23 protein-coding genes are annotated in these 25,712 nt (G+C 64.7%); 13 read left to right on the forward strand and 10 right to left on the reverse strand.

All coding sequences use genetic code 11. The annotated features are described in order from the left end of the window. Positions 1-178: 178 nt before the first annotated feature. A complete protein-coding gene (gene nikR / locus Q0687_RS23625; protein WP_298882075.1) occupies positions 179-625 on the forward strand; it encodes a nickel-responsive transcriptional regulator NikR in 447 nt (148 codons plus the stop codon). Between the two features lie 188 nt (positions 626-813). Here the strand turns inward: nikR and Q0687_RS23630 are convergent, their stop codons facing one another. After that, positions 814-1,383 (reverse strand): flavin reductase family protein, encoded by a 570-nt coding sequence (locus tag Q0687_RS23630; protein ID WP_298882078.1) that lies wholly within the window; start codon positions 1,381-1,383, stop codon positions 814-816. A gap of 57 nt (positions 1,384-1,440) precedes the next feature. Then, positions 1,441-2,538: an LLM class flavin-dependent oxidoreductase gene (locus Q0687_RS23635; RefSeq protein ID WP_298882248.1), complete on the reverse strand. Its 1,098-nt coding sequence runs from the start codon at positions 2,536-2,538 to the stop codon at positions 1,441-1,443. Positions 2,539-2,768: 230 nt separating this feature from the next. On the opposite strand from Q0687_RS23635, the gene Q0687_RS23640 reads away from it, so the two are divergent. The 3 genes from Q0687_RS23640 to poxB all read left to right on the forward strand — a co-directional run bounded on the left by Q0687_RS23640 (position 2,769) and on the right by poxB (position 6,146). Then, on the forward strand, positions 2,769-3,683 hold the full coding sequence (locus Q0687_RS23640; protein WP_298882081.1) for a 2-dehydro-3-deoxygalactonokinase: 915 nt from the start codon (positions 2,769-2,771) through the stop codon (positions 3,681-3,683). Positions 3,684-3,696: 13 nt separating this feature from the next. Continuing rightward, on the forward strand, positions 3,697-4,329 hold the full coding sequence (locus tag Q0687_RS23645) for a 2-dehydro-3-deoxy-6-phosphogalactonate aldolase (protein WP_298882082.1): 633 nt from the start codon (positions 3,697-3,699) through the stop codon (positions 4,327-4,329). 80 nt (positions 4,330-4,409) lie between these two features. Continuing rightward, positions 4,410-6,146, forward strand: a complete 1,737-nt coding sequence (gene poxB, locus Q0687_RS23650) for a ubiquinone-dependent pyruvate dehydrogenase (RefSeq protein WP_298882084.1) — start codon at positions 4,410-4,412, stop codon at positions 6,144-6,146. Here the strand turns inward: poxB and Q0687_RS23655 are convergent. Both Q0687_RS23655 and Q0687_RS23660 read right to left on the reverse strand, forming a co-directional pair. Continuing rightward, the gene (locus Q0687_RS23655; protein WP_298882087.1) at positions 6,143-6,508 is read right to left on the reverse strand and encodes a hypothetical protein; all 366 of its coding nucleotides are present in this window, start codon (positions 6,506-6,508) and stop codon (positions 6,143-6,145) included. The two genes, poxB and Q0687_RS23655, sit on opposite strands and share 4 nt — an antisense overlap. Positions 6,509-6,587: 79 nt before the next feature. Then, on the reverse strand, positions 6,588-7,496 hold the full coding sequence (locus tag Q0687_RS23660; protein WP_298882089.1) for a hotdog domain-containing protein: 909 nt from the start codon (positions 7,494-7,496) through the stop codon (positions 6,588-6,590). Positions 7,497-7,626: 130 nt separating this feature from the next. Between Q0687_RS23660 and Q0687_RS23665 the strand changes: the two genes are divergently transcribed. Beyond that, complete coding sequence (locus Q0687_RS23665) at positions 7,627-7,944, forward strand: hypothetical protein (RefSeq protein ID WP_298882090.1); 318 nt, start codon at positions 7,627-7,629, stop codon at positions 7,942-7,944. Between the two features lie 10 nt (positions 7,945-7,954). Here the strand turns inward: Q0687_RS23665 and Q0687_RS23670 are convergent, their stop codons facing one another. The 4 genes from Q0687_RS23670 to Q0687_RS23685 all read right to left on the reverse strand — a co-directional run bounded on the left by Q0687_RS23670 (position 7,955) and on the right by Q0687_RS23685 (position 11,574). Further along, positions 7,955-8,647 carry a DUF1186 domain-containing protein gene (locus Q0687_RS23670; RefSeq protein ID WP_363323985.1) on the reverse strand — a complete coding sequence of 231 codons (693 nt, stop codon included), beginning with the start codon at positions 8,645-8,647 and terminating at the stop codon, positions 7,955-7,957. Continuing rightward, positions 8,539-8,835 (reverse strand): hypothetical protein, encoded by a 297-nt coding sequence (locus Q0687_RS23675; protein ID WP_298882095.1) that lies wholly within the window; start codon positions 8,833-8,835, stop codon positions 8,539-8,541. The genes Q0687_RS23670 and Q0687_RS23675 overlap by 109 nt, the downstream gene beginning before the upstream one ends. Before the next feature lie 34 nt (positions 8,836-8,869). Continuing rightward, entirely contained in the window at positions 8,870-10,345 is a 1,476-nt protein-coding gene (locus Q0687_RS23680) for an amidase family protein (protein WP_298882098.1), read from the reverse strand. 110 nt (positions 10,346-10,455) lie between these two features. After that, positions 10,456-11,574 (reverse strand): ring-opening amidohydrolase, encoded by a 1,119-nt coding sequence (locus Q0687_RS23685; protein ID WP_298882101.1) that lies wholly within the window; start codon positions 11,572-11,574, stop codon positions 10,456-10,458. A 197-nt stretch (positions 11,575-11,771) separates the two neighbouring features. Here Q0687_RS23685 and Q0687_RS23690 point away from each other — a divergent pair, with 197 nt between their 5' ends. The 8 genes from Q0687_RS23690 to Q0687_RS23725 all read left to right on the forward strand — a co-directional run bounded on the left by Q0687_RS23690 (position 11,772) and on the right by Q0687_RS23725 (position 24,281). Further along, the gene (locus tag Q0687_RS23690; RefSeq protein WP_298882104.1) at positions 11,772-14,219 is read left to right on the forward strand and encodes a methyl-accepting chemotaxis protein; all 2,448 of its coding nucleotides are present in this window, start codon (positions 11,772-11,774) and stop codon (positions 14,217-14,219) included. A 297-nt stretch (positions 14,220-14,516) separates the two neighbouring features. Then, on the forward strand, positions 14,517-16,853 hold the full coding sequence (locus Q0687_RS23695; protein WP_298882106.1) for a Tex family protein: 2,337 nt from the start codon (positions 14,517-14,519) through the stop codon (positions 16,851-16,853). A 327-nt stretch (positions 16,854-17,180) separates the two neighbouring features. After that, positions 17,181-17,696, forward strand: coding sequence for a hypothetical protein (locus Q0687_RS23700; protein WP_298882108.1), 516 nt, complete (start codon positions 17,181-17,183; stop codon positions 17,694-17,696). Between the two features lie 97 nt (positions 17,697-17,793). Beyond that, a complete protein-coding gene (locus tag Q0687_RS23705; protein WP_298882110.1) occupies positions 17,794-18,486 on the forward strand; it encodes a response regulator transcription factor in 693 nt (230 codons plus the stop codon). Next, positions 18,473-19,546 carry a HAMP domain-containing sensor histidine kinase gene (locus Q0687_RS23710; protein WP_298882113.1) on the forward strand — a complete coding sequence of 358 codons (1,074 nt, stop codon included), beginning with the start codon at positions 18,473-18,475 and terminating at the stop codon, positions 19,544-19,546. Before Q0687_RS23705 ends, Q0687_RS23710 begins: the two co-directional genes overlap by 14 nt. Before the next feature lie 169 nt (positions 19,547-19,715). Next, the gene (locus Q0687_RS23715) at positions 19,716-20,849 is read left to right on the forward strand and encodes a hypothetical protein (RefSeq protein WP_298882116.1); all 1,134 of its coding nucleotides are present in this window, start codon (positions 19,716-19,718) and stop codon (positions 20,847-20,849) included. Positions 20,850-20,858: 9 nt separating this feature from the next. Then, positions 20,859-23,402 (forward strand): hypothetical protein, encoded by a 2,544-nt coding sequence (locus tag Q0687_RS23720; protein ID WP_298882118.1) that lies wholly within the window; start codon positions 20,859-20,861, stop codon positions 23,400-23,402. A gap of 69 nt (positions 23,403-23,471) precedes the next feature. After that, entirely contained in the window at positions 23,472-24,281 is an 810-nt protein-coding gene (locus Q0687_RS23725) for a DsbA family protein (protein WP_298882121.1), read from the forward strand. Between the two features lie 22 nt (positions 24,282-24,303). Here Q0687_RS23725 and Q0687_RS23730 read toward each other — a convergent pair whose 3' ends face one another. Together Q0687_RS23730 and Q0687_RS23735 are read right to left on the reverse strand one after the other, a co-directional pair. Further along, on the reverse strand, positions 24,304-24,675 hold the full coding sequence (locus Q0687_RS23730) for a helix-turn-helix transcriptional regulator (protein ID WP_298882123.1): 372 nt from the start codon (positions 24,673-24,675) through the stop codon (positions 24,304-24,306). Further along, complete coding sequence (locus Q0687_RS23735; RefSeq protein WP_298882126.1) at positions 24,672-25,538, reverse strand: S1C family serine protease; 867 nt, start codon at positions 25,536-25,538, stop codon at positions 24,672-24,674. Before Q0687_RS23735 ends, Q0687_RS23730 begins: the two co-directional genes overlap by 4 nt. Between the last annotated feature and the right edge of the window lie 174 nt (positions 25,539-25,712).

A 25,712-nucleotide genomic window follows, 5' to 3' on the forward strand; every position in this document is an offset into this window, starting at 1 on the left:
TTTCTCTCCTTTCCCTCTCCCCGTTCTTACGGGGAGAGGGTTAGGGTGAGGGGCCGCCTCCACGAATTCATTGCAAGTGTGACTCGCGGAGAGTCCCCCTCACCCGGAATTCAAGCTACGCTCGAATTCCGACCTCTCCCCGCAAGCGGGGCGAGGTAAGACGCGCGGAGAGGACCTGATGCAGCGGATTACGATCACGATCGAGGACGATCTCTTGGCCGAGATCGATGCCGCGGCCGAAGCGCGCGGCTACCAGAACCGCAGCGAGATCATCCGTGACCTCGCACGGGCCGGACTGCAGCAATCGAGCGAGGATAACGCGCAGGGCGGCCCCTGCGTCGCCGGTCTCGTCTATGTCTACGACCACGCCGCGCGCGATCTCTCAAAGCGACTGGTGCAGGAATTCCACGGCCATCACGACCTCGCACTGGCCACCCTGCACGTCCATCTCGATGACAACAATTGCATGGAGATGACGGCGCTGCGCGGCGATGCGGCCGAGGTCAGGCACTTCGCCGACCACATCATCGCGGAGCGCGGCGTGCGCTATGGGCGCGTGGTGATGATTCCGACGGAACAAGGCAAGCAGGCGAAGGCGCGGAAGCACGGGCATCGGCATGAGTAGGCAGATCTAGGAGCACGGCATACTTCCCCTCTCCCCCTGTGGGAGAGGGTGTCTCGCCGCACAGCGGCGAGACGGGTGAGGGGTATCTCTCCGCGAGTCCTGCTCCCACTTGAACGCGCCGATAGATACCCCTCATCCGGCGCGCGCCGCCTTCTCCCACAAGGGGAGAAGGGAAGGGGAGCGCGCCCTTACGAAAAATCCGTCCAGCTCAGATGCCGCGAATCGAGATCGCCGACTGAAACGGTCTCGCGGATTTCCTGCGGCGTGTGGAAACTGCTGCGCAGATACACCAGCGGCGTCGCCGTCGCCGAATGCCTCGCAGCGCGCACCTCGCCGATGAAGATCGAATGCGTTCTGGTCTCGAACTCCTGTGCCAGCACGCAATCGAACGCCGCGACCGCATCCGTCAGCACCGGCGCACCGGTCTCGCCGCGCGTCCATTGCCCGAATGCAAAGCGATCGTCGCCGTTGACGCCCTTCTGGCCGCTGAAGGTCAGCGCCAGCAGCGCGTGATCCTCGTGCAGGAAGTTGATCGCGAAGGCGCCTTCCTCGCGGATGCGCGCATGGGCGCTGGCGTTGCGGTTGACGCAGACGATCAGCGACGGCGGATTGTCCGAGAGCGAGCAGGCGGAGGTTACGGTCAGCCCGGTGCGCTTGCCGTGTTCGGCACCGACAGTGACCAGCGCGACCGCGCCGGCAACATGGCGCATCGCCTGCTTGAAATCCTTTGCATCAAGAGGTTTGGCATCGACGCTCAAGCGGAAATCTCCGAAATGAATGCGGGTGCGGCAGGTTCGCGCCGCACCCGCCAAGCGTCAAGCTGCCTTCTTCGCGGAGCCGAGATGCTTCAGGCGCGGCATCACCTCGTTCTTGAGCAGCGCGAGCGAGCGGTGCCAGGCTTCCGGCTTGTGCTTGTAGTCGAAGCCGAACACGCAGAGCACGCCGAAGCCGCCGACCTCCTCGTAGATCTTCTCGATCTTCTCGGCGACGGTCGAAGGCGAGCCGACGATCCAGTTCCGCTTGGCGCAATATTCGACGGTGACGTCGCTATCGGGCACGTCAGGGGCGTGCTTGAGATAGTCCTTGAAGCCGAAATGGCCGAGCAGGGGCAGGAAGTACTCGCTCATCATCCGGCCCATCATGTCGCCGGTCGAAAGCTTCCAGGCCTCCTCGTCGGTGTCGGCGACGAAGACCTCGCGCACCAGGCGCCAGTCCTGCCGGTTCGGCTTGCGCCCGGTCTTGGCGGCCCCGATCTCGACCGAATCCCAATGACTTGAGACATAGGCCGGGTTGAGGTTGAGGCTCATCGGGATGAAGCCGCGCTCGCCGGCGAGCTTCAGCGTATCCGAGTTCTTCGACAGCCCAGCGACGCCGATCGGCGGATGCGGCGCCTGCAACGGCTTGATGTGCGGCTTGAGGAAGTCGAACATGGTATCCGGCTTGGTCACCGTCCAGAATTTGCCCTTGTAGGTGAAGGGCGCGGGATCGGACCAAAGCTTCAGGATGATCTCCAGCGCCTCGCGCGTCATGTCGCGGTTCTGGCCGCTCATGCCGTCGACGTTGAACATCGCCCAGTCGCTCGGTAGCCCCGAGGCGGCGACGCCGAAATTGAGCCGGCCCTCGGAAAGATGGTCGAGCATCGCGACCCGGTTGGCGAGCTCGGCCGGGTGATGATAGGGCAGCAGGAAGCCGCCCGGCCCGATGCGGATCTTCTTGGTCTGCATCAAGGCCTGCGCGATCAGCAGGTCCGGCGTGGGATTGGGTTCCCAGGGCGCGGTATGGTGCTCGCCGATCCAGGCTTCCTGATAGCCGAGCTCGTCGAGCCAGCGCAGGACTTGCAGGTCCCAGTCATGTCCTTCCTTCAGGCCGCACTCCGGCGGATGCGAAGGCATCGTGAAATAGCCGATCTCCATGGGTTTCCTCATCTGATGTTGACGCGTCTTGCTGCGCGTTCATGGATTTGCACGGCATAGCTTCAGCAAGCGGTGTGCCAGCACTCATTCGTCCGGACCCAGCGAGAAAACGCTGGTTTGCGGCGGCAATTGCCGATATCCCGGGGTGGATTTGCTGAGGCGTCGTCTCATTGTCGCGAGACGGTGTCTTAGGCCTGAGACTTGGCGGTGAGACGAGGACGCGATTCGAAATGACCGAACCCGCTTATGTCGCGGTGGACTGGGGCACCAGCAGTTTTCGCCTGTGGCTGGTCGACCGCGCTGGCAAAGTGCTGGCCGAGCGCCGCAGCGATGAGGGCATGCTGGCGGCAGCCAAAGCCGGCTTCGCCGGCGTGCTGCAATCGCACCTCGCCGCGGTTCAGGCGCCCGCTCATCTGCCGGTCCTGGTCTGCGGCATGGCCGGCGCCAAGACCGGTTGGGTCGAGGCCGGCTATGTCGACACGCCGGCGCCACTCGCGGCGATCCTGAAGCAGGCCGCGCGCGTGCCGGGTGAGACACGCGACATCCGCATCCTGCCCGGCATCGCGCAGCGCGACACAAAGGCGCCGGATGTGATGCGCGGCGAGGAGACGCAATTGCTTGGCGCGCTCGGTCTCGATGCCGCCGGCGAGGCGTTGGTCTGCATGCCCGGCACCCATTCCAAATGGGTGAGGGTCAAGGACGGTACGGTGGCGCACTTTGCCACCTTCATGACCGGCGAACTCTTCAGCGTCATCTCGCGCGAGACGATTCTGTCGCTCGCCGTCGCCGGCGCCGATGCGGCGGAGGATGCCGAAAGCTTCAAGACGGCGGTGAAGGCCGCTTACGAGGCGCCGGCTTTCGCTGCCAATCTCCTGTTCAGCGCGCGGTCGCGGCAGCTCTTGTTCGGCGGCACGCAGGCTGCGGCGCGCGAGACGTTGTCGGGCACGCTGATCGGCGCGGAGCTGGCAGCGGGCCTCTCCGGCAGCGTGCCGACTGCCGGCGTCACGTTGATCGCCTCGGGGCGGCTCGCGGCGCTGTACCGGCAGGCTTTCGATGCGCTTAACGTCAACGTGAACCCGATCGATGCCGACGAAGCCGTGCGCCGCGGCCTGTCGATGGCGGCTGCTGCGATCTGGACGAAGTAGAAGGACTTTTGCAATGAGCGTTCCCTTTCCGCCGATGAAGCGGCCCCTGGTCGCGATCCTGCGCGGGGTCAAGCCGGAAGAGGCCGTAGCCATCGTCGGCGTGCTGATCGAGGCCGGCATGACCGCGATCGAGATTCCACTGAACTCGCCGGATCCGTTCCGCTCGATCGGCGCCGCCGTGAAACTCGCGCCTTCAAACGTTTTGATTGGCGCCGGCACCGTGCTGGCCACCTCAGACGTCGACCGTCTGAACGATGTCGGCGGCAGACTGATGGTCTCGCCGAACGTGGATACGCAGGTCCTCGCGCGTGCGCATCAATACGCCATGATTACGCTGCCCGGTGTGTTCTCGCCGACCGAAGCGCTTCTTGCAGCGCGCTCCGGCGCATCCGGCCTGAAATTCTTTCCGGCGAGCGTGCTCGGCGCCTCCGGCATTGCCGCGATCCGCGCCATCCTGCCCGCAGGCGTGATGATCGCCGCCGTCGGCGGCGTCTCCGATCAGAATTTTGCGGAGTACATCAAGGCCGGCGTGACGGCGTTCGGGCTCGGCTCCAGCCTCTACAAACCAGGCATGTCGGCCGCCGATGTTGCCGCGCGCGCAAAGGCGACGATCGCGGCCTATGATCGGGCGATTGTGAAAGACTGACGCGGCAATAAACAAGCCGTGATGCGGTCACGTTGGGGCGTTGTCCTATCTTGCTGCATTAGCGAGATCAGGAGACCGACATGGCGATCAACAACATAGCCGATCTGTTCGTGGCCACGCTCGAACAGGCCGGCGTCAAGCGCATCTACGGCATTGTCGGCGACAGTCTGAACGGTTTCACCGAGGCGCTGCGTCGCCGCGGCACCATCGACTGGATCCACGTCCGCCATGAAGAGGTCGCGGCTTTCGCGGCCGCCGGCGAGGCCGAGATGACAGGCAGCCTTGCGGTCTGCGCCGGCTCCTGCGGTCCCGGCAATCTGCATCTGATCAACGGCTTGTTCGACGCGCACCGTAGCCGCGTGCCGGTGCTGGCGATCGCTGCGCAAATCCCCTCGGCCGAGATCGGCGGCGGCTATTTCCAGGAAACCCATCCGCAAAACCTATTTCGCGAATGCAGCCATTATTGCGAGCTGATCTCGGATCCGAGCCAGCTGCCCTTCGTGCTGGAGAACGCGATCCGCGCCGCGGTGGGCCTGCGCGGCGTTGCCGTCATTGCCATGCCCGGCGATGTCGCGTTCCGTAGCCCCCCGAAGCGTGCGATATCGACGACGCGTGGGCTCGCGCTCGCCTCGCCCAAGGTCGTGCCTCAAGCCGATGAGCTGAAGGCGCTCGCCGATCTCCTCAACGGTGCCGAGCGTATCACGCTGTTCTGCGGCCGCGGCTGCGCCGGTGCGCACGCGCCGCTGATGCAGCTGGCAGAAAGCCTCAAGAGCCCGATCGTGCACGCGCTGGGCGGCAAGGAGCATGTCGAATATGATAACCCTTACGACGTCGGCATGACCGGCTTCATCGGCTTCTCCTCAGGCTACGCCGCCATGCACGCCTGCGATGCGCTGGTGATGCTGGGAACTGATTTTCCCTATAAGCAGTTCTTCCCGACCGATGCGAAGGTCGTGCAGATCGACATCCGCCCGGAAAATCTCGGCCGTCGCGCCAAGATCGATCTCGGTCTCGTCGGCGATGTCAAGCTGACCATCGAGGCGCTGCTGCCGCTGCTCAAGACCAAGACGCAGCGCAGCCATCTCGACGACGCGGTCGCGCATTACAAGAAGGCGCGCGAAGGCCTCGACTCGCTCGCCAAAGGCACGCCGGGAGCCAAGCCGATCCACCCGCAATATCTGGCAAAGGTGATCAGCGACCACGCCGCGGACGACGCCGTCTTCACCGCCGATGTCGGCACGCCCACGGTGTGGGCCGCGCGCTACCTCACCATGAACGGCCGCCGCCGGTTGATCGGCTCCTTCGTGCACGGCTCGATGGCCAACGCGATGCCGCAGGCGATCGGCGCTCAAGCCTCGCAGCCCGGCCGCCAAGTGGTCTCGCTCTCCGGCGACGGCGGCTTCACCATGCTGATGGGCGACCTGATCACGCTGACGCAGATGAAGCTGCCGGTGAAGGTGGTCGTGTTCAACAACGGCGTGCTCGGTTTCGTCGCGCTGGAGATGAAGGCCGCGGGCTTCGTCGACACCAATGTCGATCTGGAGAATCCCGATTTCGCCGCGATGGCGCGGGCGATGGGCATCTTTGCCAAACGCGTCGAAGATCCCGGCGAGCTGCCGGGCGCGATGAAGGAGATGCTGGCGCACAAAGGCCCGGCGCTGCTAGACGTCGTCACCGCCAAGCAGGAGCTGTCGATGCCGCCGACCATCACTGCCGAGCAGGTCAAGGGCTTCAGCCTGTGGGTGCTCCGCGCGGTGATGAGCGGCCGCGGCGACGAGGTCATCGACCTCGCCAAGACCAATCTGCTGTCGCGCTAGCCGCGCTTCACAGACGGCGCGGGCAGCTGTTCATGACGGCGCTGGAAGCGCTGCCAGTGCAGCACGATGCCGATGATGGCGGCCGGCACGAAGCCGAGCAGCAGAAGCCAGAGCGGCAATTCCTTCGGCGAGATGAAGGCGATGGCGATGTCGGAGATCAGCCAGAGTGCGGCAAACATCACCGCGAAATCCGTGCGTGGGCAGCGCAGATAATAGAACACGGCGGTGATGATCACGGCGGGCGCGATCGCAACGGCGATCATGACCGCCGTCAGCTCCTTCGGCGTCACCGCGTCGAGCACCATCGAGGCGAGCAGCCAGATGGCGGCAAACATGGCGATGATGTCGATCGGATGCCGCAAGCAAATACCTCTCGATGGAACGTGCTATGGTGCAGCCCAAACCTTCGACGTTGAGCCCGTTCCGTCAAGTAAAATACGCCTATTCCTCGTCGTTTCCCGGCGTCGGACGCAGCATGAAATGACCGAAGGCTGAGGCAATCGGCTTGGCCGGACCGTCCTGCCAGGCCCGCGCCTCGAAGGCGACGATGCGCCTTCCCTGTTTCACGATCGAGACGTTGGCAATGGTGTCAAGCGCGCGGCCGGAACGCAAGTAATTGATCGTGAGCCCGATCGGCTTTGGCAGCGCCGCGATCCCGAGCTCGCGCCGCACGCCCAAAATCGCCGTGGTCTCGAGGAAGGCGCCGGTCATGCCGCCATGGATCGCGGGCAGGATCGGGTTGCCGATGATCTTCGGCGAGAACGGCATTGTCAGCGTGGCGTCATCATTGACGCGAATGCCGAGGCAGCGCGCGAACGGACTGCTCGCGAACGGTCCGTCGGGATCCTCAGGCGCCTCCAGTGTCGGAATGCTACGTGTGTCCATCCGGCGGTCCGCCAGCATGTTGGTGCGGTTGGCGCCGATCATGAAGCAGGCGGTGGCGGTCGCCACCGGATCATCTTCGGACTCCTGGTAGGCGGTGGAGCGCACGAAGGCGATCGAGCGCGTGGTGCGGTAGCAGACCGAATGCGCCTTGATGGCAAGCCCGGGCGTCGCCGGCTTCTGGTAGTCGATGCGTAGATCGAGGGTTGCGATCGCGCTGGTGCCGTCGAGCGCCAGCTGCACCGCCATGCCGCAGCTCTCGTCCAGCATCGCGGTGACGACACCGCCATGCAGCACCCCGGTCTCGGTGTCGCCGACGAAGACGGGGCGGTAGGGCAGGCTCGACCAGGCCTCGCCCGGTGCGAATCGGTCGAGCTGGAGCCCGCTGATCTGGCCGTAATCGGAACGGCGGCCCTTGATGGCCTCGGCGAGTTCCTCGAAGGGAAGCGTGGTCGCTGAAATGGACATGGAGATGTTCTAGACCAGTCAGGCGCCGCGCAAAACCCCGCATGCGCCGCCGCACGGCAGGTTTGGCCTCGACACGGCCCGCTTAAGCAACGATGGTGGGCGTCCGTTCCCTGCCCGCGAGGAGTACCCCATGGCCGACCCCGAAACGCCCGCCGCCAAAGAGGGGCCCGTCACCATTTCCAACTCGAGCTCGGAGCGGGCGCCGATCATCTATTTTGACGGCGCGTCCTGCTTCGGCCATCACAATGGTGCGATCCAGATCGAGCTTGCCGCAAATCTCCTGATGCCGATCGGCGCCGCCGTCAGGGTCGACGTGGTCCAGACCGCGCATTTGCGCTGCAGTCCGGCCGCCGCGCTCGCCTTGCGCGAAGCACTCGACAAGGCGCTCGCGATGCTCAAGCTTGGCCAGCAGCAGCCGGAGGAAGCGATCCCGGCGGTGAAGAACTGAAAGCCTGTAGTTAGCCGGCGGTACTCGCGTTCAAGCAGCATCTTTTGAACTTCTTCCCGCTGCCGCAGGGGCACGGATCGTTCCGGCAGACATTACGAAACGGATTGCGTTCGGGGTCATAGAAGGACACCGGCGCAGGTTGCTTCCTTGGGCGAGGCTCTGGATTGAAGGATGCCCATGTGGACAGTTCCTGAATCGTGTCGCCGAATAAGATCAAATCGTTTTCGGCGCGGAACGGCGGGGCATCAGGATTGTCGAGCGTGGATTGCAGATCTCCTACGAAATCCGCGTATGAACACCACGTTTCGTCGATGAACCCTTGTGCAAATGCGCGCTCGACCAATGGCTTCAGGCTGGAGATCCCGAGCCAGGCAATCGATTGCTGCCAACCGGACCAGACATAACAACAATCTTGCGGCCGAATCCGGTCGTAGCATTCGCGCAAGAACTGTTCGGACCAAGCGCGCGAAACGTCTCCACGCGAGGTCAATAATGCGATCGCCTCGATCATGCGTGAACGAACGAATTCTTCGGCATCTTCATCGTGGATGATGTCGCACAATGGCTGCAAATTGCCATCGAAGACGGAGGCTATCACGCGGTGGGTTGTCGCGGTGATTGCATCACCCAAGATCGCATCCACGATGTCGGGGGCTTGCGTAAGAAGCTTGCAAGCACTGGGTAGGCGGCTTTCACGCGCCATTCGCCAAGGAGGTGAAACGCGAAGAACAGCGCTGCATCGTAATCCGTTCGACCAGGCGATCCGACGTCTTCGAAAGCCCGCAAGAAGATGGGTATGACCGAGTCTTTCTCGGCCCTCGCCGCCTGAATCGCTTCGACGGGAAGATCCTTTTTCTTGTTGAGGCTCTCCAGAATCTCTAACGGGTCCAACTCGAGTCCTCCGACGGCTCAGCGCAACGTTACCTCATCCTTTCGTCACATGCACCTTCGGCGTATTCCCGCTGTTCCACTTACCCTCGAGCGCGCGCTCGATCTGGGCAGCGAGCTGCAGCAGCAGGCCGTCATTGGCCTGCTTGGCGATGGCCTGGATGCCGAGCGGCAGGCCGTGATCCTGGCTTGCCATCGGCAGCGAGATCGCCGGCATGCCGCAGAGATTGCCGAGTGGCGTGAAGGCGAAGAAGCGCCAGAGATTGTCGAACCAGTCGAGCACATCTGGATTGTCGGAGAGGGTGAGATATTGCTTGGTGCCGACCTTCGGCGTCGGCACCGCGGTGATCGGCGTCAGGATCACGTCCCATTGCTCGAAGAAGCTGCCGAAGCCGCGCGAGGTCGTGTTGAAAACGGCCTGCATCTTGGCCCGATCGGCAAAGCTGGTATGGAGGCCGGCTTCCCAGATCCGGATGTTCATCGGCTCGATCAAATCTTCCGGCGGCCGCTCCAGCCCGCGCGCGGCCAGCATTTTGGAGATCACCACGGAAAAATTCGAGATGTAGCAGGTGGTCTGCGCCGCAAAGGCGGCGCGGAAATCAAGCTCGGGCAGCGCGTAGTCGACGTGATGGCCGAGGCCTTCGAGGAAGCGGCCGGTCTTCTCCAGCTCGGCCTTGATCTCGGGCGTTGCGGTGTAGTCGCCCCAGGTGTGTGAGAGCGCGATGCGCAGCTTTGACGGATCGCGCTTGATCATCTCGCCATAAGGCTGCGCCGTGGTCCAGAACGGCATGAACTCGCCGGGCGCAGGCCCGCGGGCGTGGTCGACGAAAGCCGCGGTATCGCGCACCGTGCGCGACTGGCAGCCCTGGATCGAGACGAGGCCGGTGAGGTCGGACATGTGCGGCGCCAGCGAGAACACGCCGCGCGAGACTTTCAGGCCGATATTGCCGTTGACGCCGGCGGGAATGCGGATCGAGCCGCCGCCGTCGGTCGCATGGGCGATCGGCACCACGCCGGCCGCGACCATCGCGGCGCTGCCCGCCGACGAGCCACAGGTGGTGTAGTCGGTATTCCAGGGGTTGCGGGTGACGTAGACGGCCGGGTTGTCGGCCGAACTGCACACGCCGAATTCCGGCGTCGTCGTCCGTCCGATCAGGTTCAGGCCTGCCTGGCGGAATTTGCCTGTCAGGAACGTATCGGCCGCAGCGCGGTTGCCGCGCATCAACAGCGAGCCCATTTCCTGCAGCCGGCCCTTCATGGTCGGACCGAGGTCCTTCATCAGGAAAGGCAGGCCGGCGAAGGGACCTGCGAGATTGGCGCTATCCTTGGCGGGATCGGCAATCACGTCATCGAACAGCTCGACCACGCCCGACAGCGTCGGATTGACCTTGGCGACGGCTGCTGCCGCCTGCCGTGCCAGTTCCTTTGCCGTCAGCTCACCCTTGCGGACGCGCGCCGCAAGGCCAACGCCATCGTGCTGCGTCCATTCGTTCCAACTCATCGGCAAAGTCATGAAGTCAAAATCCCCTCGAGGTGCGGCGCCACCTTTTTCGCAAGGGCCCGCCTGAATCAACTGAGCCGGCGCGAAGGGCAGGGTTGCACCAAGCGGAGAGGTCGCACTCCTCAGGATAAGCGCGCGATCACTGCAACCGGGCCGCCGCCGGCGGGTCCCTGGTGCTCGGCGCCGCCGGAGACGTAGACCGCACCGGTAGCGGCAAGGCCGGCGATCAGGCCGCCGACCGCCGCACGGGCGTGGCGTGTCGAACTGATGTCGGTGTCCTCGAGCATGGTGTGGCGCAGGCCCCGCACGGTACCATCAGGTGAAGCCTCCGCCTTGGCGAAAACGTTGACGAGCTCGCGGCCGGCCTTCGCCTGCGCGCCAAGACCCTGCGCACCAAGTCCGACGCTGTTCAGCACCTCGGTCACCGCGACAGCATCGATCGCGTCGCTCATCACGGCGTGCCCGATCTCGAACTCGCTCGCTGAGGATGCGGAGTTGCCGAGCACGATGACGACGTTGTGCATCAGCTCGATCCCCGACGAGGTCGAGGCCACCTTCGAGAACAGATCGTAGCGCCGCAGCACGTCCTCGTCCTTGACGCCGGCGCTGATCTCACCGAGCGCAACGGCAACGCCGAGCGCTGAGGCGCCGCGCGAATAAGCCATCGAGCTGTAGGCGCTGGTCGTCGCGGTCTTGTGGCCGCGCGCGGTGGCCGCCTCGACACGCTCGCTGGTGAGCAGCGGGCATTTGATCTGGACGAAATGGACGTCGGCGGTATCAGTGATGCCGGCATCCGCCATCGCAGCCGTCACCGCCCTGGCGGTCTCGGTGATCTGCGCGGAGCGGCCGAGCTCTTCAGGCAGGAAGTCGCGGGTCTGCGCCATGCCGATGCTCAGCCGCTTGCCGGAGATGCCTGCCGGCCGTTGTTTAACGTCCTGGCGGGTGAACACCGTGATGTGCGGGCAGAGCACGCCTTCGGTGCCGCCCGACATCACGAAAGCGATGCGCTGCTCGACCTCTCCAGCTGTCAGGTCAAGCTTCGGCGCCAGCGCCGTGCAGAGCGCCGCGACGGCATATTCGCGGGTGAAATCATTGACGCCGCCATTGCCCTCGGTCTTGCCGAGGATCGCCAGGATCGCGACGGGATCAATCGCGCCTGACGCGATCAGGCTCATGAGACCGGAAACGTCGCCGGGGCCGCGGGTGGCGATCTTGAAGACGCCGACCGATGGTGTCCGCATACAGTCCTCGCAAAAAGGGCGCACACCTCTGATCGCGGATGAATCGCCTTGATGGCGATTCATCGGGGCATGCATTGATTTGGATCAATTTTGCCGACCGTACTCGTCCGGGTTCCGATCTTCAAGGCGAGTTAAGCACGCGCAGTCGACAGTCGTGCACTGGATTCAAGCCGACTGCTTTCTTTAAGGGCATTGCTATGCGCAAGAACGTTCCCGTTACCGACAAGGAATACGAGATCGCCGACGACGTCATTATCGTGTCGAAGACCGACCTCAAGGGACGCCTGACTTTCTTCAACGAGCAGTTCGTAACTGCATCGGGCTTCACGGAGGAAGAGCTGCGGATGCAGCCGCACAACATCGTGCGTCATCCCGACATGCCACCGGAGGCCTTCGAGGATCTCTGGAAGACTCTCAAGGACGGAAAGCCCTGGGCCGGTGCGGTCAAGAACAGGCGCAAGAACGGCGACTATTACTGGGTCATGGCCAGCGCCACTCCGATCTGGGAGGATGGCAAGATCAGCGGCTACATGTCGATCCGCTCCAGACTTCCCGCCGACCAGCGCCAGGCGGCCGAGCGCATCTATGCACAGTACCGGGCGGGCGAGGCGCAGGCTTATCGCCTTCAGGCCGGCGTCGTTCGCCGCAGGTCGTTGTTCGACTTTCTCGGCGTGTTCGCCGGCACGCTCAGGGCGCGGCTAACCAGCCTGGTTGCGCTGCAATCCGCTTTCCTGCTCGTCATGGCCGCCGTCGGTCTGATGGCCGCCTATGACAGCAACAGCCGGCTGACCACGATCTATGAGGACCGCGCCGTCCCGCTCGCGCAGCTGTTCGAAGTCAACGACCGCATGAAAGAAGCCTCGATCATGCTCTACCAGGCCGCGGTCGACGGTCGCGCCGGCAGGCCGGTGGCCGAGGTCGAGGCGAAAGTCCTGAAGAATTCGGAGGCGATCAACAAGGTGTGGGCCGACTACATGGCCACCTACCTGACGCCGGAGGAGCAGCGCACTGCGGAAGCCTTCGCCGCTCGGCGGAAGGATTACAGCGAGAACGGCATCAACGCCGGCCTGCCGTTGCTCGGCGCCGGAAAGTTCGACGAGTTGGCCAGCCTCCAGGCCGGCAAAGCCAAGGAGCTGTTCGCGCGCGTCAAGACCGAGCTGGACAAGCTCGTCGCGATCCAGATCGATGTCGCAAAGTCGGAATATGAGGCTGCCGCCCGTGGCTATCGCGTGACGCTGGCCGTCGCAATCGGCCTCGCCGTGCTTGCCTTGCTTGCCTGCGCCGCGGTTGGCCTGAAGGCAATGCGGGCGATCACCGGGCCCTTGCAGCAGCTCAACGAGGCGATGGACCTCGTGGCGATGGGGCACTTCAACAACCGCATCGAGGTCGTCCGCGACGACGAACTCGGTGTTGCCCTCCGCAACATTCAGGCGATGCAGGCCAGGCTCGGCTTCGAACTGGAGGAGCGAATCGACCGCGCGCGGCTCGCGGATCTGGAGAAAGTCAGTGCCCTCAACGATATGGCCAGCACCGTCGAGCGCGAGACCTTGGCTGCGGTCGATGCCGTATCGAGCCAGATGGGAAAAATGGCCGAAAGTGCAGTGCTCATGAATGAGAGCGCCGGCACGGTCGGAGCCAACAGCAGCAATGTCGCCGCGGCTGCCGAGCAGTCGCTTGCCAACGCGCAGACCTTGAGCCATGCCGCCAAGCAGTTGAACGGCTCGATCGCCGATATTGCCAGGCAGATCAGCTCGTCGCGCAAGCTGACGACGGACGCGGTCGAGAGCTCGGAGAAGGCCCAGACGCTGGTCGGTGCCTTGTCGGATGCGGCCAACAGGGTCGGCTCCGTCACCAGCCTGATCAGCGAAATCGCGGAGCAGACCAACCTGCTTGCGCTCAACGCCACGATCGAGGCGGCGCGGGCAGGCGAAGCCGGACGAGGCTTCGCTGTCGTCGCCGCGGAAGTGAAGTCGCTCGCCGAGCAGACCACCAAGGCGACCTCCGAGATCGCGCAGCAGATCACGGAAATTCAGAACGTGACGCGCGATTCGGCCGAGTCCATCGCGGCCATCGGCGAGGTCATTCGCGGCGTCGATGCCGTATCCGCCGAGATCTCCCTCTCCATGGACAAGCAGAGCCAAATGACGGCCGAGATATCGCGCACGGTGGCGGAGTCTTCCGAGGCGGCACGCGAGGTCGCGAGCCAGATCGTCGGCGTGTCGAGCGAGGCTGCGGAAACGGGACGCCGAGCCTCGGAGATTTCGCAGGGCTCGCGTGAGATCGCGGGCAAGATGGGCGACCTCAAGGAGACCCTCGTGCGGGTGGTCAGGACCTCGACATCCGAGGTCAACCGCAGAATCTCCGCCCGTGCGCCGGTGGAGCGGAGTGGCACCGTCGAAGCGGGCGGGCATGTGCATCGTGTCCATGTCCGCGATCTCTCGGAGAGTGGGGCCATCCTGGTCGAGGACATCGCCGGCATCGTTCTTCACCAGAATGTGGTCGTTGCTATCGACGGACTTCCTGCGCGGCTCAAGGGTGTCGTCGTCCGCAAGAGCGACCGTGGCACGCTCGTCCGGTTCGAGCTCGACGAGGCCGCCAACGCATTGATCTGCAGCATCATAGGCGGGCAGCGCGCTGCAGCCTGACGCTACGTCATTGCGCAGCAAAGCAATCCCGACGGTCCCAGCGGAGGGATCCTGGATTGCCTCGCGCTGCACTCACCGTGATGACGTAGACGGAGGACACGCCGAACTTCGCTCCTGTGCCCCGGTTGCCCGGCGCCATCCCCACGATTGTGGCGGGATCGCATCGGTTCTATAAAAAATCCTCTGTCGACGGCCGCCCGCCGCACCTTGATGAATCAACCCCGGTTGGTCCATAAGCGGCGTCCCGCGGCCGGATTTCGGTCTGCGTCGCGTGCTTGGATCAAGAGGAAATCTCGCGTGGCAAATATCAACCAGAAGATTGCGCAGGAGCTTGGGGTACGGGCGGAGCAGGTCGAGGCGGCGGTGACGCTGCTTGACGGCGGCGCCACGGTTCCCTTCATCGCGCGCTACCGCAAGGAAGCGACCGGTGCGCTCGACGACGCGCAATTGCGGACCCTCGAGGAACGCCTGGTTTACCTGCGTGAGCTCGAAGACCGCCGCAAGGCCATCCTCGAATCGGTCCGCGAGCAGGGCAAGCTCGATGCCGCACTGGAGGCCTCGATCATGGCCGCCGACAGCAAGGCGCGCCTGGAAGACATCTACCTGCCGTTCAAGCCGAAGCGCCGCACCAAGGCGGAGATCGCCAAGGAAGCCGGCCTCGAGCCGCTCGCCGTCAAGCTGATGGCTGAGCCCGCCAACGATCCGAAGGTCATCGCCGAAGGCTTCGTCAATGCCGAGAAGGGCGTTGCGGACGCCGTGGCTGCGCTCGATGGCGCCCGCGCCATCCTGGTCGAGCGCTTCGACGAGGACGCCGACCTGATCGGCGCGCTGCGCGAGGAGATGTGGACCAATGCGCGCATGGCCTCCAAGGTGCGCGAGGGCAAGAAGACCGAGGGCGAAAAATTCGCCGACTATTTTGACTTCTCCGAGCCACTGACGAAACTGCCCTCGCATCGCATCCTCGCGATGTTCCGCGGCGAGAAGGAAGAGATCCTCGATCTTCAGATCCAGGCCGAGGAAGCGCCGCCCGCCGGCGTTCCCGGCGCCTACGAGCTGAAGATCATGAAGCGGTTCGGCATCGCCGACCTCAAGCGCGCCGGCGACCGCTGGCTGATCGACACCGTGCGCTGGGCCTGGCGCACCAAGATCCAGGTACACCTCAACATCGACCTGCGCATGCGGCTGTGGAATGCGGCCGAGACCGAGGCCGTGCGCGTGTTCGCCTCGAACCTGCGCGATCTCCTGCTGGCGGCGCCCGCCGGCACCCGCGCCACCATGGGCCTCGATCCCGGTTACCGCACCGGCGTCAAGGTCGCCGTGACGGATGCGACCGGCAAGGTGGTCGATACCGCCGTGATCTATCCGCACGAGCCGCAGCGGCAGTGGAACGAGTCGCTGGCGACGCTGGGCCGGCTCGCGATGAAGCACAAAGTCGAGCTGATCGCGATTGGCAACGGCACCGCCTCGCGCGAAACCGACAAGCTCGCAGGCGATCTCGTCAAGGGTCTCGCCGAATTGAAGATGTCCAAGATCGTGGTGTCCGAAGCCGGCGCGTCGGTCTACTCCGCCTCGGCCTTTGCTTCCGAAGAACTGCCCGGCCTCGACGTCACGCTGCGCGGTGCGGTCTCGATCGCCCGTCGTCTGCAGGATCCACTCGCCGAGCTCGTCAAGATCGAGCCCAAGGCGATCGGCGTCGGCCAGTACCAGCACGACCTTGGCCAGGCCAAGCTCGCAAAGTCGCTCGATGCGGTGGTCGAAGACTGCGTGAACGCGGTTGGCGTCGACGTCAATACTGCCTCGGCACCGCTTCTCGCTCGCGTGTCGGGCGTCGGTTCAGGGCTCGCCCAGAGCATCGTCGCGCATCGCGACGCCAATGGCCCGTTCAAGTCGCGCAAGGCGCTGAAGGAAGTGCCGCGCCTGGGTCCGAAAGCGTTCGAGCAGTGCGCGGGCTTCTTGCGTATCCTTGGTGGCGAAGACCCGCTCGATGCCTCCGGCGTGCATCCGGAAGCCTATCCGGTGGTGCGCCGCATCCTCGCGGCCACCAAGAGCGACATCAAGGCGCTGATCGGCTCGAGCGAGATCGTGCGCACGCTGAAGCCGAAAGATTTCGTCGACGAGACCTTTGGTCTGCCGACCGTCACCGACATTCTGAAGGAGTTGGAAAAGCCGGGCCGCGACCCGCGTCCGGCCTTCAAGGCCGCGGTGTTCAAGGAGGGCGTCGAGGAGATCAAGCACCTCCAGAAGGGCATGATCCTGGAGGGCACCGTGACCAACGTCGCCGCCTTCGGCGCCTTCGTCGACATCGGCGTGCATCAGGACGGGCTCGTTCACATTTCGGCGATGTCCAAGAACTTCATCAAGGATCCGCGCGAGGTGGTGAAGCCCGGCGATATCGTCAAAGTGAAGGTGCTGGACTTCGAGGTCGCCCGCAAGCGCATCTCGCTGACCTTGCGTCTCGACGACGAGGTCGGAGCCAAGAAGGATGCGCCGGGCATGCAGCGCGACAACAGCCAGCGCAACCCGGCCCGCATGACCTCGTCGGCTCCGCGCAAGCCGGAATCATCGGGCGGCGGCGGCGCGCTCGCCGAGGCGATGCGGCGCGCGGCGGAGAAGAACAACGGCAAGCGGGCGTGAGCTTTACCTCTCCCCGCCCTTCTGCGGGGAGAGGTCGGAATTCGCGCGTAGCGCGGATTCCGGGTGAGGGGCAGGGCAATTTGTGAGCCGGATCAACTGTCCATCCGACTCCGGTTTGCAGTAGCTTCAAAATCAAGATCGAATTCGCGGAAGCAGCCCCTCACCCCACCCTCTCCCCGTAAGAACGGGGCGAGGAGCGAGAGAGCAGCGCCTCCCTAACATCCGCGTCAGAATCTAGCGCCTTTGTAAGTTGAAGCGGCTTGTCCGTTCCTCTCTGATCCCTCCGGTGCAGCGGGCATATCGCCGCACAGCACGGAGGATGCTTCGATGGACAACAGGCTTCTCAAAGGCCTCGCTGCGGTGGCGATTGCTGCGGCGATGGCGCTGGCTTCACCGGTGCTGGCCCGGGGTGGCGGCGGAGGCGGCGGTCACGGCGGCTTTGGCGGCGGAGGCCACTTCGCCGGCGGCGGCATGCGCGCCGGCGGCTTCGGCGGCATGCATGTCGGCGGCATGGGCGGTGCACATTTCGCCCATATCGGTGGACCAGGCTTCGGCGGCGCCCGCTTCGCCCATGTCGGCGGACCCGGCATCAGTGGACCTGGTTTCGGCGGCGTGCACTTTGCGCATGCTGCGATCGGGCCGCATTTCGCCAGCGCCGGCTGGCATCGCGGGCCTTTCATCGGCCGTCACGCCTTCTTCTTCCGCCACCGTCATTTCCGCCGTTTCGCCGTGTTCGGCGCGCCCTTCTACTATTCCAACTATTACGACGACGGCTGTTGGCGCAGGAACTGGACGCCCCACGGGTGGCAATGGGTCAATGTGTGCGGGGACAATTGGTACTAGCATCGCCGGACCGCACCATTGTCGCGATCGCCACCGGGTGGTTCCGCTCAGCCCCGGAACGGGATAATCTGGTGGCGATCGTCGCGCGGAGTTTGTCATGACCGGAGGCCATCGCCGCATCCTCGTCGTCGAGGACGATCCGGAAACCGCAGGCCAGCTTGTCGAGGAATTGACGACCTCAGGTTATGAGGTCGATCTTGCCGCCACGGGGCGCGAAGCGCTCAGCCACGGCGTCGCGCGCGACTATGCCGTGATTACCATCGACCGCATGCTGCCCGACATCGACGGCATCACCGTGATGCGGCAGATGCGCGACGACGGCGTTGCCGCGCCGTTCCTGATCATCTCCGCGCTCGGCGAGGTCGACGATCGCGTGCGCGGCTTGCGCGCCGGCGGTGACGATTACCTCGTCAAGCCGTTTTCCTTCGTCGAGCTGCTGGCGCGCCTCGAGGCGCTCGGTCGCCGCAGCGAGACCATCGCCAAGGAAACCATCCTGCGCGTCGGCGATCTCGCCGTCGATCTGATCGCGCGCAATGCCAGCCGCCGCGGCCGCAAGATCCCGCTGCTGCCGCGCGAATTTCAGTTGCTCGAATATCTCGTGCGCAACGAAGGCCGCGTCGTCTCCCGCGCGATGCTGCTCCAGCATGTCTGGGATCTGCATTTCGATCCTTCCACCAACATCATCGACGTCTACGTCGGACGCGTCCGCCGCAAGGTCGACGATGCCCAGGCCTATCCATTGATCCACACCATCCGCGGCATCGGATATTGCCTCCGTGCTCCTGCTTGACACGCTTCGGTCCTCGACCTTCCGCCTGGCGTTGATCGCGATTGCGGTCTTCGGCCTGATCGTCGCGGCGATCATGGCCTATGTCTATTTCGGCACGCTGGCTTATGTGCGGAGCCGGGTCGGCGACGTCGGCGACCACTCTGGCTTCGTTGCGATGCTCGAGTTCGCGATGATCGCAGTCGCCGTGCTGCTCGTCGTGCTGTCGGGCGTCGCGGCCGTGCTGGTGACGCGGCGTACGGTCGGGCGGATCGAGGAGATCAACGCCACCAGCCGGGCTATCATGCTCTCGGGCCTTGACCGGCGTATTCCCCTGCGCGGCAGCCATGACGAGTGGGACCGCGTCGCCGAAAACCTCAACCAGATGCTCGACCGCATCGAGACGCTGATGGGCGAGGTCAAGCAGGTCAGCGACAATGTCGCCCACGATCTGCGCACGCCGCTGACGCGGATGCGGGGCCGGCTGGAAAAGGCCTATCATGCGCCGCGCAACGACGAGGCCGATGCCGCCCTGATCGGCGACACCATCGCCGACCTCGATGCCGTGCTCGGCATGTTCGCCTCGATCACGCGGATCTCGGAGATCGAGACCCGCGCCCGCCGCAGCGCGTTTCGCCCGCTCAATCTTGCCGAGATCGCCGGCGAGGTCGTCGAGCTCTACGACGCCGCCGCCGAGCAGGTCGCGACGCGCCTGAGCCTCACTGGTGACCGCGAGGTCGCGGTGACTGGTGACCGCGACCTGCTGTTCGATGCGATCGCCAATCTCGTCGACAACGCCATCAAGCATGGTCGCCCGGGCGGGAAGGTTGCGGTGATCTGCCAAGGCACCGACAGTGGCGCCTCGATCACGATTGCCGACGACGGCGAGGGCATTCCGGCTGACCAGCGCGATCACGTGTTCAAACGCTTTTATCGGCTCGAGCAGAGCCGCTACACCCCGGGTAACGGCCTCGGCCTCAGCCTCGTCGCCGCGGTCGCGCGGCTTCATGGCGCCGACGCTGCGTTGCGCGACAACGCACCAGGACTTGTTGTCGAGCTTCGATTTCCGTCACCCGCGGCGTAGAGGTGCGTGGGTGCCAATCGCGCATTCTCACGTCACGCGCTCATTGAGCCACCTCAATTTGAGCCGGCGAATGTTGTCCTAGGCTGTGAAAATAAAGTCATGGCCCGGGGCGGTGATCATGCGATTTCCAGCAGGCTGGCGGACTCCAAGCGTAGCGGTTCTCGCGGTCATGACGATGCTCGCGTCGCCCGCGCAGGCCGGATGCAGCCTCCACGATCTCGGAAATGGCATCTTCGGAACATTGCAGGCAACATGGGATTGCAAGTCGGTCTGCGACAGCGAGGAGGCCTGTGCCGCGGCGGTCGCGCTGGATGCAGCCCTCGCGGGCGTCGCCTTGGAAGGATCTGATACGGGCAAGGGACAAGCCCTCGTCAATCAGTTCTGCAAGGAGGCACAGGGCGATGCCGACAAGATCGTCGGCTTGCTGAACACCATATTCGGCAATGCGATCGCCAAGGAGGTGCTCGGGGACCTCTCCAGCGAACTCTCGAGTGTCGGTTCTGCGGCCAAGGTCGTGCACTGCTCTTGCGAAACCGAACAGGCCACCAACTCGTTCGGCTTCGACATCGGCCAATGCGCTGAGGAGGTGATGTGCGACTGGTTCGGCCAAGGCTGCAACTGCACGCGACCCGCGCCGCAGACGGCTTCCTGCCCCTCGGTCGACGTCAAGGGCTGCACGGACCCCAACCACCACGGCTATTGGAACGAGGCCTGCTTTCCCAAGGGCTCGATCTCCAACACGAATGGAAACTGGCAGAACGGAGGCGAGTACTACAATACCCGCTCTTCAGTAGCCAAGATCGATTCGCCCCAAGGCACTTTGGCTATCCAGCTGCCTCCGACCGCGGAGGACACAGGCTGCGATCCGATCATATCGTGCTTCTGCCCCAAGCCGATGACACCCGCCTGGCACCAGATTCCCAATCCCGACAGCGATTGGCAGCGCTGGATCTTCTCCTGCGACTGTCCGTATGAGGCGGACAATCCGGATCATCAGACCTATCCCGGTGCGACGCTGCCGAGCGGCATCTCGCAGTGTCTCTGCTACAATTCCAACCAGCCTGCGAACTTCGGCTGGCAGCCGTTCGGCATGTGTCCGCCGCCAAAGTGTCCTGATGGACAGACACGCATGAGCCTGACCGGCGAATGCATCACTCCATGCTCCGATCCAACCCAGGGCATGGCGTTCGATGGCAGCTGCTGCAATCCTTCGCAGATGACGTCCTGCGGGCAATGCTGTCCGGTGGGAACCATACCCGATACCAACAGCGGCACCTGCGTGCCGAAGCAGATCGTGAAGTGAGGCCCACTCATGACGCCTCACCGATACACATCGATCGCAACCAGCTTCCGCGCGCTGCGGCGCATCGTGCTCGCAGCGAGCCTTGCTCTCGTGCTTGGCAACGCAGCCTCGGCCCAGGCGCCGCGTGGCGTCTACGCGCCCGGCCAGGCGGCAGTTACCGGATTTTCCGGCGCTCTCCGCCCGTTCGAGATGGAGCCAGGGCAGGATGCTGACGCGCGAACTTTCATCGATTCCGAGGGGCCGTCGCTGCGCGTCGTCGACTTGAGCCGCATGGGCGGCCCGCCCGAGGCGCAGCTCGTCGGCGCACCGAAGCCGTTCACGGTGAGCGCAAAGTGGATCGGTCAGGTGTTCGGCATCGCGCTGGACGACGGATCGCCCGCCAACATCTATGTCGCGGCGACTTCGGCCTACGGGCTCTCGATCGTCGCGCCAGGAGGCGATGGCAAGTCACAGCATGTCAGAACAGGGACGAACGGTGCGACCTTCATGTCGGCGCAGTGGGGGCCGGCAGGTGGACCAGGCTCCATCTGGAAGATCAGCGGCCTCACAGGCGAAGTCGGACTGTTTGCCAACGTCACAACCGGCGGAAAGGCCAACTCGGGCGCGGCCCTCGGTGCGCTCGCCTACGATCGTGCCACGAAATCGCTGTTCGTCGCTGACCGCGAGACCGGCCTCATCCACCGCTTCGGCGCCAACGGCGCCGATCTTGGCACCTACGATCATGGCGTATCCGGAACCTCCGCCGTTGGACTTGCGCAGGTCGCGCAAACGGCCTCCATCGTAGACATTACGAGCCCGCAATTCGACAGTGCGCGGCCGGAGACTTGGGGGTACGCCGCGCCGGGACGGCGGGTGTTCGGCCTTGCCGTGCGCGACCGCCGCCTCTACTACGCGGTCGCCGAAGGCCTGCGCGTCTGGTCGGTCGGTCTCAAGCCGGACGGCTCGTTCGGCACCGATATCAGGATCGAAATCGTGGTGCCGCCGGCTGCCGGCCCCACGGAGATCTCGGGCATCACTTTCGACGACGAAGGTCGGATCTATCTCGCCGAGCGGGCGGCGCCAACCGGCGCCCAGGATTTCGAGGCACTGACAGTGCCGTCGATCGGCCGCGTGCTGCGCTACACCGTGATCGGTGTGACGGCCGCGAAGCAGCCGATCTGGCAGGCGGCGCCGGATGAATATGCGATTGGTTTCCCCGGAAATTTCCGCAACGACAATGGCGGCGTCGCGATCGGCTACAGCTACGACGAGCGCGGCAACATCAATCCGCGCTCCTGCGGCGGCTTCCTCTGGACCACCGGCGAACAATTGCGCCACGCTACCGACCCCCAGCTCGCCGCGCAGATTGGTCAGCCGGATGCGGTCGCGATCGACGGATTGCAGGGAAATCCGATCTGGCGGATCAAGCGCGACGCCGAGTCGCCGCGGCTCAGCTATTTCATCGACTATGCCGATGCGCCGCCCGATCTGTCCGCGCGCGGACATCTCGGAGACATCGCCATCCTGCGCGCCTGCGGCGTGCAGCCCGCGCAGCTCCCACCCGGCATGCTCCCCGTCGGCGTGCCGCTGCCGCCGCCAAACTTCCGGACCTGTCAAACGCATGTGTGCAATCCACCGGGTACGCAGCTCTGTGCCGTCAATCAGGTATGGAGCAAAGGCGCCTGCGCCTCCGGATGTGCGCAGTCGGAGATACTCGTCAACGGCAAGTGCTGTTCGCCCGTCGATCTCGGACCCGGCGGCGCGTGTTCGAGCGGCGGCGGCTCCTCGATTCCGTCCACCAACATTGCCAAGGTGATGTGCGGAAACACTCAGACCGCGATTGGTCCCAACCACGAATGCTGCGAGAACGACCACATCTATTCCGGATCAGGCGGCACGCAGCTCTGCTGCGCCGACGCTCTGGTCAACGGCATGTGCCAGCCGTTCACGCCAAAGATTCCAAGCAAAATATGTCTCGACTGCTGTTCACCCGGCTATGTGAAAACCGGCGGCAAGTGTTGCCTGAAGAGCCAGGCGACCGCGGGCGGAGTCTGCTGTCCGATCGGCCAGAAGCCGAGCGCAGACGGAACGCACTGCCAGACGACCTTCAAGATTCCCAAAATATCCTTCTGCTGCGCCGCAGGCTATGTCCCGACCGTGGCGGGCAAGTGCTGCGCGGCCGGCAACCTGACGACAACCGGCGAATGTTGTCCGACCGCGGTCAATCCAAACGATCGCCGGCAATGCCTTGCGCAAAGCGAGAAGAAATCATTCCCGCCGCAGATCTGCGCGCCGGGCGAGACGCGTGACGAGAAAGGCGCCTGCGTCGCGCGCAGGCCCACGCCATCGCCGATCACGCCAATTCCGACGCCTACGCCCAAACCGCGTCAGCCATCGACACAGAGACCGTCGGGCGAGCGTGCGCCTGGCCCAATCAACTGCCCGCCGGGAACGGTGCCGGGGCCACTGGGCCAACGCTGCTGGCCGATCGGGCGCGGCCACACCGCCCCGCTTGCGCCGGGCCGGGTGGCGCCGGGCCGGGTGGCGCCAGTTCCGCTGGAAAGAGGGCGCTAGGATGATTGTCTGCGTGGCCCGGAGATCGGGCGCGTTTCGAAGCAAATGAGCTGTGAGGAGAACCGAGCGATGATTGGATTGACTAAGCTGGCGGCCGGCGCGCTCGTCGCGGCTGCAATCGCGATGCCGGCGACGGGGCATGCCCAGATGCAGCGCGCAGATGTGGATGATGCCATCCAGCAATATCTCGCGACACATCCGGAAGCCCTGGGCCCGGCGATCCAGAAGTACCTCGCCGACCATCCGGAGGCGCTGCGCAACGCGCTGCTGGCGCTGGTCGCCAAGCGAAGTGCCGCGGCGCAGGCAACGCAAACGGCAGCTTCTGCCAGTGCCAGGCAGGCGATCACTGACAACGCCAAGGCGCTGTACTCCGCGCCGCTCCAGACGACGGTCGGCGCCGCAGAAGGTGCCCGTACCGTGGTCGAGTTCTTTGACTTCAATTGCGCCTACTGCCGCAAGGCGCTCGGCGATACGCTCGCGCTGATTTCCGACGAGCCCGGTCTGCGCATCGTGCTCAAGGAGCTTCCGATCCTGGGGCCCGATTCCGTCGAAGCTGCAAAGGTCGCCATCGCGCTACAGATGCATCATCCGAGTGCCGCCGAGTCGCTCGAGTTTCATCGTCGCCTCCTGGCGACGCAAGGACGGGTCGATCGTGCCGCGGCGCTCACGGTCGCCGCTGACCTTGGCTTCAACGCAGGCGAACTCGATAAGGATGCGGCGAGCGCCGAGGTGAACGACGCGCTTCAGGAAAACATGCGCCTTGCTTCGGCGCTCGGAATCAACGGCACGCCCGGCTACGTCGTCGGCGACAGCGTTATCCCCGGGGCAGTCGGGGCCGCCGCTCTGAAGGCGCGGATCACGGCCCTGAAGGAGCAGTGATCACACGATCTCCCTCATGATCCTACAGCTCGATCACGCCGCGGCGCGCCGCATGCGCCACCGCGTCGGTGCGGCCAGTTGCATCCAGCTTGTCGAGCAGCGAGCCGACGTGGAATTTCACGGTATGCACGGAGATGTTGAGCTGGCGCGCGATCATCTTGTTGGAGGCGCCTTCGGCCATCAGCGCCAGCACGTCGAGCTCGCGCTGCGTCAGCGCGATGTCCTCGGGCATGCCGCGAGGATCGCGGGCGACGATCGTCGCATTGGCGGCCTCCCCGGACGCAGCAAGGCGAAGCCCCGCGACACTGCCGAGCAGCTTCGCGAGGCGGTCGGCCAGTGCGGGATCGTCGATCTCGAGCGACAGCACGATGTCAGGCGCGTTGTCCTCGCTCACGCCTCGGGCCTCTCGCCGATCGTCACCCTGAAGCTCGCCGGTTCGCCGCCGCGGCGGACCGCGACATCGACCACCCGGCCGACGCTTGCGGGTCCCAGTGTCCGCAACAGCGCGCGCACGCCGGAGAGCTTCTGGTCGTTGACCGCCACGATCACGTCGCCCTGACGGATGCCCGCCGCGGCCGCGGGGCCGGCCTTGTCGACATTCATCACCATTGCGCCGATGCCGTCATCGAGCCGCAGCGGCTGCAGCCCGAGCCCGAGATACCCCCGCGCAATGCGGCCGCGCGTCTCGAGCTGTGCGGCGACGCGTTCGATCGTCGCCGCGGGGATCACGAGTACCCGCCGTGGCCCGAGCACGGCCATGCCGAAAGCCTCGCCCGAAGCATCGACGGCAAGGCCGCCTTCCTGGCGGGGACGCAGGCGAACGTCGAGCTCGATCCGTGCGTCGATCTCGCCACCACGCAGGGAACGCCAGCCCTGGCCCGAGACGGACACCATTCCGAGCGCCGCACTCGGCGCATCGCTGATGGTGGCGACCACGACGGACAGCGCACCGAGAGCAGGCACCGTCGTGGCCAGCTTGACCGGGGCGATGTTGGTATCAGCGCGCAGCAGGGCGATATCGGTCGTATGGTCGCGGCCGACGATCGCGGCGGCGACTGTGCTGCCGTCGGCAAGGGTGATCTGGACATCGCCTTCGTCGGCCAACGGCTCGTCGGCGGTGACGATCAGGCCGGGCTTCCAGACGAAACCGGTCGAGCGCGAGCGATGCGAATGGACGGAGACGACGGACGGCGCGATGCGCGACACGACATCCGCGAGCGCTGATGACAGCAAGGTGAGTGGAGTGAGGTCGGTCATGGAAGGCTCCTTAAGCTGCCCTCAATCTGGTACCTCGCGGGCGATTGTGAAACTGGCCGGGTGGCCAGTCCGCCCCAAGCCACCGCCGACGAACATGTGATTGGGAGCCGCTCACGGGAACGTGTAGCAATCTCACAATTGCACCTGACGGCTTCAGACCATTTTCAGCGAGCC

It is taken from the genome of uncultured Bradyrhizobium sp. (assembly GCF_936928535.1).
Classification (GTDB): Bacteria; Pseudomonadota; Alphaproteobacteria; order Rhizobiales; family Xanthobacteraceae; genus Bradyrhizobium.

Excerpts from the sequence above, each read along its gene's own strand:
- Q0687_RS23660 (WP_298882089.1), bottom strand. The coding sequence starts at position 7,496 with ATGTCCATTTCAGCGACCACGCTTCCCTTCGAGGAACTCGCCGAGGCC.
- Q0687_RS23670 (WP_363323985.1), bottom strand. The coding sequence starts at position 8,647 with ATGGCGCGTGAAAGCCGCCTACCCAGTGCTTGCAAGCTTCTTACGCAA.
- Q0687_RS23645 (WP_298882082.1), top strand. The coding sequence starts at position 3,697 with ATGAGCGTTCCCTTTCCGCCGATGAAGCGGCCCCTGGTCGCGATCCTG.
- Q0687_RS23725 (WP_298882121.1), top strand. The coding sequence starts at position 23,472 with ATGATTGGATTGACTAAGCTGGCGGCCGGCGCGCTCGTCGCGGCTGCA.
- Q0687_RS23715 (WP_298882116.1), top strand. The coding sequence starts at position 19,716 with ATGACGATGCTCGCGTCGCCCGCGCAGGCCGGATGCAGCCTCCACGAT.
- Q0687_RS23720 (WP_298882118.1), top strand. The coding sequence starts at position 20,859 with ATGACGCCTCACCGATACACATCGATCGCAACCAGCTTCCGCGCGCTG.
- nikR (WP_298882075.1), top strand. The coding sequence starts at position 179 with ATGCAGCGGATTACGATCACGATCGAGGACGATCTCTTGGCCGAGATC.
- Q0687_RS23685 (WP_298882101.1), bottom strand. The coding sequence starts at position 11,574 with ATGCGGACACCATCGGTCGGCGTCTTCAAGATCGCCACCCGCGGCCCC.
- Q0687_RS23700 (WP_298882108.1), top strand. The coding sequence starts at position 17,181 with ATGGACAACAGGCTTCTCAAAGGCCTCGCTGCGGTGGCGATTGCTGCG.
- Q0687_RS23735 (WP_298882126.1), bottom strand. The coding sequence starts at position 25,538 with ATGACCGACCTCACTCCACTCACCTTGCTGTCATCAGCGCTCGCGGAT.
- Q0687_RS23665 (WP_298882090.1), top strand. The coding sequence starts at position 7,627 with ATGGCCGACCCCGAAACGCCCGCCGCCAAAGAGGGGCCCGTCACCATT.
- poxB (WP_298882084.1), top strand. The coding sequence starts at position 4,410 with ATGGCGATCAACAACATAGCCGATCTGTTCGTGGCCACGCTCGAACAG.
- Q0687_RS23680 (WP_298882098.1), bottom strand. The coding sequence starts at position 10,345 with ATGACTTTGCCGATGAGTTGGAACGAATGGACGCAGCACGATGGCGTT.
- Q0687_RS23640 (WP_298882081.1), top strand. The coding sequence starts at position 2,769 with ATGACCGAACCCGCTTATGTCGCGGTGGACTGGGGCACCAGCAGTTTT.
- Q0687_RS23635 (WP_298882248.1), bottom strand. The coding sequence starts at position 2,538 with ATGGAGATCGGCTATTTCACGATGCCTTCGCATCCGCCGGAGTGCGGC.
- Q0687_RS23690 (WP_298882104.1), top strand. The coding sequence starts at position 11,772 with ATGCGCAAGAACGTTCCCGTTACCGACAAGGAATACGAGATCGCCGAC.
- Q0687_RS23705 (WP_298882110.1), top strand. The coding sequence starts at position 17,794 with ATGACCGGAGGCCATCGCCGCATCCTCGTCGTCGAGGACGATCCGGAA.